The sequence below is a fragment of the Pontibacter aydingkolensis genome, from assembly GCF_019443125.1.
GTDB classification, from domain to species: domain Bacteria; phylum Bacteroidota; class Bacteroidia; order Cytophagales; family Hymenobacteraceae; genus Pontibacter; species Pontibacter aydingkolensis.
The window spans coordinates 1-5,029 of sequence record NZ_JAHYXK010000041.1 but is presented as its reverse complement, the minus strand read 5'-3'; the positions used below and the strand labels follow the sequence as shown (position 1 = coordinate 5,029).

The 5,029-nt window shown below is 48.6% G+C and carries 4 protein-coding genes; 2 read left to right on the top strand and 2 right to left on the bottom strand.

The window, feature by feature from the left end; translation table 11 throughout:
- Positions 1-193 precede the first annotated feature (193 nt).
- Both K0O23_RS20015 and hrpB read left to right on the top strand, forming a co-directional pair.
- Complete coding sequence (locus K0O23_RS20015) at positions 194-667, top strand: UPF0236 family protein (protein ID WP_219879234.1); 474 nt, start codon at positions 194-196, stop codon at positions 665-667.
- A 106-nt stretch (positions 668-773) separates the two neighbouring features.
- A complete protein-coding gene (gene hrpB, locus K0O23_RS20010; protein ID WP_219879233.1) occupies positions 774-3,221 on the top strand; it encodes an ATP-dependent helicase HrpB in 2,448 nt (815 codons plus the stop codon).
- Positions 3,222-3,626: 405 nt separating this feature from the next.
- On the opposite strand, the gene K0O23_RS20005 is transcribed toward hrpB, so the two are convergent.
- The gene (locus tag K0O23_RS20005) at positions 3,627-3,839 is read right to left on the bottom strand and encodes a hypothetical protein (protein ID WP_219879232.1); all 213 of its coding nucleotides are present in this window, start codon (positions 3,837-3,839) and stop codon (positions 3,627-3,629) included.
- 291 nt (positions 3,840-4,130) lie between these two features.
- Entirely contained in the window at positions 4,131-4,553 is a 423-nt protein-coding gene (locus K0O23_RS20000) for a hypothetical protein (RefSeq protein WP_219879231.1), read from the bottom strand.
- Positions 4,554-5,029 lie beyond the last annotated feature (476 nt).

Genomic DNA, 5,029 nt, shown 5'->3' with positions numbered 1-5,029 from the left:
CAGCCCGTTTCACAGGATCTGGAATCAGATCCTGTATCTTTTCCCACTGCTCATTTGTTAGCTCCATGAGAAACTAACAAACAAGTTTAAGCGCTAATTCCTATTTTTGAGATAGCTTCTAATGAAGACCTGGAGCTCTCCATCCATCAACTTCTATGCCCATATAGTTTATGACTATAATAGTACGGGGCAAATGATCAGGCAAAACTTTAACCACAGAAATCCTGAAGGTAATTATGTACCAGTAAACTATTATGTGTCTGAGTACAATAGCCCTAATGAATTGAAAAACCGCCGACTATATCAAGTAGAATCAGGTGGTGACGTACTGCTGCAAACAGAGGAATTCTTTTATGAGAATGGATTAATGGTAAAAGTTGAAGTGAAGGGGCAGAATGAGCAAAGCAATAAGACATACTTTTTGGAATACGACAACAAAAATAACCCTTTTAGTGAAACCCAATTTGGATATTTCGAAAAGTACGGCTATCCATATAAACATAATGTTACAAAGACTTCAGCATTGGATTATAAAGGACAGGTTATTGCTGATGCAAGCCATACTATTTCATATACCTACAACCAACAAGGATATCCTTTAACGTTAACAGGATTATCTCAGAGTAACAGAAGATGGGATGTAGCTTATACATATAACTGTAAATGATCAGACAATTTATGTCTTAAGCTAAATCACCACAACATTTTATAACTTTGCCAGCAAGTACAGTACTACACTTGCTGGCATTTTTTTATTTATAGATTTCTATACCTTGCCCTTCAACCCATTTACCATAGACCTCCCCGTTAGGGAAATCATACCTGCTGTCAGAGAACACCTGTCAGCGCAGAATACGCTGATCGTAAACGCCCCTCCCGGAGCCGGTAAAAGCACTTTGCTGCCGCTGGCTTTGCTGGGCGAGGCCTGGCTGAAAGATATGAAGATCATCATGCTGGAGCCACGGCGTTTGGCGGCCAAAACCATTGCCGAGCGTCTGGCGCAGCTGCTGGGCGAGGAGGTAGGCCAGAACGTTGGGTACCGCATCCGTTTCGAGACGCGCATCTCCGAGCAAACCCGCATCGAGGTCGTAACCGAAGGCATCCTCACCCGCATGATCCACAGCGACCGCTCCCTCACGGGCATCGGCATCGTGATCTTCGACGAGTTTCATGAGCGCAGCATCCATGCCGATGTAGCCATGGCCCTGAGCCGGGAGGCGCAACACACGCTTCGCCCGGACCTGCGCATTATGGTGATGTCGGCCACCCTGGATATGCCCCAGCTCACGAGTTTGCTCAAGGCCCCGGTGGCGCAAAGTATGGGGCGGCAATACCCTATCGAAACCTTTTACACCGGCGACGCCGACGACCGCATGCTGCCCGAAATGACGGCCAAAATAGTGCAGCAGGCAGCCAAAGAGCAGGAAGGGGATATCCTCGTGTTCCTGCCTGGCGAAAACGACATCCGGAAAGTAGAAGAGCTACTCCGCAGGCAGCTGCGCGATTTTAAGATACATCCGCTGTTCGGTATGCTTCCCTTTGGCAAGCAGTACGCAGCCATTATGCCCAACCGCGAAGGCAAGCGCAAAGTGGTGCTGGCCACCAGTATAGCCGAGACCAGCTTAACCATAGAAGGCATTTCTGTAGTGGTGGATACGGGCTTCGGCAAAACCTCCCGCTTCGATCCGAAGTCCGGTTTGTCGCGGCTCGAAACCGTGCGCATCTCCAAAGACGCAGCCGACCAGCGTGCCGGCAGGGCAGGGCGTTTGGGTCCGGGTACGGCATACCGCATGTGGAGTAAAACCACTCACGAGCGCATGGCCCCGCACCGCACCCCCGAGATCATGGAAGCCGACCTGGCCAACCTGGTGCTCGACATGGCGCAATGGGGCATCATGGATATTCGTGGCCTGACCTGGCTTAATCCTCCGCCCCGTGCTGCCCTGCAATACGCCACCGACATGCTGCACCAGTTGCAGGCCCTGGAGAATGGCCGCATTACTGAGCATGGCAAACGCATGCACCAGCTGCCTTGCCACCCGCGTATTGCGCACATGCTGCTCAAAGCCGAAGAAACGGACCAGGTGGCACTGGCAAGCGATATTGCCGCTATCCTGGAAGAGCGCGACCCACTGGACCGCAACGCCGGCATCGACATTAACTTAAGAATTGAAACCCTGCGCAGGTATAGAAAAGAGCAGGGGCAGGGCAAGCGTTTCGGCAAGATCGAGAAGATTGCCCGCTCGTACCGCGCCATGTTTGAGGTGGAGCCTGATAACAGTGCCTTTGATGAGTATGAAACCGGCGTGCTGCTGACGCATTGCTACCCGGAGCGCATCGCCTATGCCCGCCCCGGTAACAACGCACAGTTCCAACTGGCAAACGGCAAGTATGCCTCTGCTGGCCACCGCGACGATCTGGCGCATGAGCCCTGGCTGGCCATAGCACACCTGCATGCCGGCGGAGAAGATAACCCGGGCCGTATTTTCCTGGCATCCCCGCTAAACCCACGAGACCTGGCAACGCTCGTAAAACAGCAGGAAGTATACCATTGGGATGTGAACGACGGCGAACTAACTGCCTCGATGGATACCCGTATTGGAAGCATTGTGCTGCAAAGTAAACCGCTACCAGCCCCCGACGAGAAGCACCGCGTACCGGCCATGTCGGAGGCCATAAAAGTAGAAGGCGAGCACCTCCTGGATTTTAACGAGGCCCTCACGCAATGGCAAAACCGCGTACTGAGTCTGCGCAAATGGCGCCCCACAGAAGACTGGCCCGACGTAAGCACCTCCACACTGCTCCTCACCAACTGGGACTGGCTAAAGTCATACCTCTTCGACATAGAGCACCCCGATGAGCTGATGGAACTGGAGCTACAACCAATTCTGGAAGCAAAGTTCCTAAGCGAAGAACAACGCGCCAGACTAGACACATTGGCCCCAGCAAGTATAAACTTACCCGACGGCTCAGGTATAGAGTTAGACTATAAACCCGACGGCAGTCAGCCCAAGCTGGAAATACGCCTGCAGGATGTACTAAGCTGGGAGCAAAGCCCAACCGTAGACGAAGGCGAAATGACCGTAGAACTAGCCCTGCTAACACCAGAGCTGAAGCCTATCACCACTGTGTCGGATTTAGGTAGTTTCTGGAAAGGGAATTATCGGGTAATCAAAAGGCAACTGGAAGTAGTGTTTCCGGAGGTGAACTGGGAGCGGTGATTAAGGGGATTAGATTGATTTGAGGGATTTGGATTTAGAGAGTTGGTAAATTGTTTTAGACCTCGCAGCGTGCGTAGCTCCTGCGAGTGCCTGGTGGTTGTCAGAATCAGGATTTGCAGGATTATTGGATGGACAGGATTTTCGCAGATGTTGGTTTAAACTGCTCATATGCCCCTTAGCGCTAAGCTGGCTAGTTTCTAACTCTTGTTCGCTCCACTGTTCATCCCTCTTTCATGATTGCAAATCCCGAAAGAGCAACTCCCATAACAGCAGGGAGCGTTTAAGGCCTGAGGCTCAGGTTATGCTGATTGTAAAATAATGTGCTTAAAAAGAAAAAAGTGACAGGAGACTATACAAGCCTGCTGTCACTTTTTAAAACTGTTCTTTACTATTTATTAACGAGAACTATTGCTGGTCATTCTCTATCGTTTCTGTTTCTGTTGTTACAGTAGTATCAACATCACGAATAGTTCGTTCTACCTCTATCTCTGAAACCGTAGTGTCGGTATCGATTACAGTACCGTCTACATCTCCTTCTGTAGTGCCATCATTGCCACCGCAAGAATAAAATCCTAAAGATGTAAATACAACAGCACCTGCTAAAATTAACTTTTTCATTATCGTAATTAATTTAGTTCAAAATGATAAAGCGCTTCATCACAATAAAAAACGCTTGAAATAATATATACTTGGTTTACGAGGTAATAGATTACTAATGTTTCATTTACCTCCTGTAACACCAGGTCATGCACCTTTAAGAGCGATGCTTATTAGAACACTTTTTATACTTCAGGTTGCTAATTTTTAGTCTTTATCTGGTGCATGAGCTTCGCTGTTTAGGCAGGCTGAAAGAACTTTTGTGTAAGATGTGGTTACACTTTCACGGCAATAGAAATTCAGGATTCGAGCTTAATTTCCAATACCTGAGATATAGGTTGCTATCTCTTCTTCCTTTTCTTGTAAGTGCACGTACGCAAACTTATTTATCACATCACGGGCAGTATTGTCCAGCACACCAAATATTCGTGCTTTGCTGATCACTTCCTTGTTCCATTCCGAGGCCATTACCATAATAGAGTAGCCGTTATAATGCGAGAGATCCATGAGATCAGCAGTGGTACCAGTTGATGGCCCTTGGTTAGCTGCCAGGCTGTAGCTACCCTGTTCCCATCGGGGAGGGGTGTTGGCCTTATCTGGAACCGGCTTAAAGTACCCGTTCTCTACAGGGCCTATAAACAGCACATTTACTTTCTTCAGCGCATTGGGCACCATAGCCTGTGGGTTCGGCAACACGTTACTACCTTCCTCTAAAACTTCTTCAGGAGTGTTCATTATAAAATTAGTTGGTCAGTTATAGATACTGCTACAGGTAAAGATGGTTATATGGGAGGGATATCCTCTACAGGAGAGCAGGAATCAACAGCACTTATAAAGGCAAGCCTGGTTATACAACAGGTAGGAGTGAGGCAGGCAGAAATGCTCATGCCGCTTTAGTTTGGATGGTGTAGCTGGTTTCGCTAGTGATGAACAAACTCTATGTCCGCTGAAGGGCTGGGTCATTTCAATCTAATCATTTCACTATTTTATTGCCTCGATACGAAGACTTTCAGCACGTTAGGTTTCCGGTGGAGTTTCGCCACTCTTGCAATTTGCATTACTTTAAAGCGGCCAGAGGGCGCAGGTAACACACATCCTGAAAGCATTCGGGACGAAGGCAAAAAAATAAGCAATAAGAAACGGCCGCTGCCTGGTGCTTTCCGCACCAGGCAGCGGCCGTTTCTTATTTAACTCAAGTTGCGTGATAGTAC